The following is a 1,693-nucleotide window of genomic DNA, read 5'->3' as shown; positions in this document are numbered from 1 at the left end:
AAGCGTGTACTAAGTGGAAAAGGATGTGGGGTCGCGAAGACAACCAGGAGGTTGGCTTAGAAGCAGCCACCCTTGAAAGAGTGCGTAATAGCTCACTGGTCTAGTGATTCCGCGCCGACAATGTAGCGGGGCTCAAGCGTACCGCCGAAGTCGTGTCATTCCAGCATGTAGGGCCAACGCCCGCTGGGATGGGTAGGGGAGCGTCGTGTGCCGGGTGAAGCAGCCGCGGAAGCGAGTTGTGGACGGTTCACGAGTGAGAATGCAGGCATGAGTAGCGATACACACGTGAGAAACGTGTGCGCCGATTGACTAAGGGTTCCTGGGTCAAGCTGATCTGCCCAGGGTAAGTCGGGACCTAAGGCGAGGCCGACAGGCGTAGTCGATGGACAACCGGTTGATATTCCGGTACCCGCTTTGAAACGCCCAATATCGAGCCCATTAATGCTAAGGCCGTGAAGCCGTTCCGGACCCTTCGGGGAAAGGAAAGTGGTGGAGCCGACGGACCAGACTTGTAGTAGGTGAGTGATGGGGTGACGCAGGAAGGTAGTCCAGCCCGGGCGGTGGTAGTCCCGGGGTAAGGGTGTAGGACGTTGCGTAGGCAAATCCGCGCAACACATAGTCTGAGACCTGATGCCGAGCCGATTGTGGTGAAGTGGATGATCCTATGCTGTCGAGAAAAGCCTCTAGCGAGTTTCATGGCGGCCCGTACCCCAAACCGACTCAGGTGGTCAGGTAGAGAATACCGAGGCGTTCGGGTGAACTATGGTTAAGGAACTCGGCAAAATGCCCCCGTAACTTCGGGAGAAGGGGGGCCATGTCTGGTGATGAGTCTTGCACTCTGAGCTGGGGGTGGCCGCAGAGACCAGCGAGAAGCGACTGTTTACTAAAAACACAGGTCCGTGCGAAGTCGTAAGACGATGTATACGGACTGACGCCTGCCCGGTGCTGGAACGTTAAGGGGACCGGTTAGTCACATTTGTGTGGCGAAGCTGAGAACTTAAGCGCCAGTAAACGGCGGTGGTAACTATAACCATCCTAAGGTAGCGAAATTCCTTGTCGGGTAAGTTCCGACCTGCACGAATGGCGTAACGACTTCTCGACTGTCTCAACCATAGGCCCGGTGAAATTGCATTACGAGTAAAGATGCTCGTTTCGCGCAGCAGGACGGAAAGACCCCGGGACCTTTACTACAGTTTGATATTGGTGTTCGGTTCGGCTTGTGTAGGATAGGTGGGAGACTTTGAAGCCGTGACGCCAGTCATGGTGGAGTCGCCGTTGAAATACCACTCTGGTCGTGCTGGATGTCTAACCTGGGTCCGTGATCCGGATCAGGGACAGTGTCTGATGGGTAGTTTAACTGGGGCGGTTGCCTCCTAAAGAGTAACGGAGGCGCCCAAAGGTTCCCTCAGCCTGGTTGGCAATCAGGTGTTGAGTGTAAGTGCACAAGGGAGCTTGACTGTGAGACCGACGGGTCGAGCAGGGACGAAAGTCGGGACTAGTGATCCGGCGGTGGCTTGTGGAAGCGCCGTCGCTCAACGGATAAAAGGTACCCCGGGGATAACAGGCTGATCTTCCCCAAGAGTCCATATCGACGGGATGGTTTGGCACCTCGATGTCGGCTCGTCGCATCCTGGGGCTGGAGTCGGTCCCAAGGGTTGGGCTGTTCGCCCATTAAAGCGGTACGCGAGCTGGG

Annotated in this window: 1 rRNA gene; it reads left to right on the top strand. The window is 56.3% G+C overall.

The window, feature by feature from the left end:
• Positions 1–1,693, top strand: a 23S ribosomal RNA gene (locus tag ACFTRD_RS32545); the annotation flags it as partial.

This window comes from Paenibacillus sp. NPDC056933, assembly GCF_042674385.1.
In the GTDB taxonomy this organism is placed as follows: domain Bacteria; phylum Bacillota; class Bacilli; order Paenibacillales; family Paenibacillaceae; genus Paenibacillus.
This window is presented reverse-complemented; position numbering and strand designations above follow the sequence as displayed.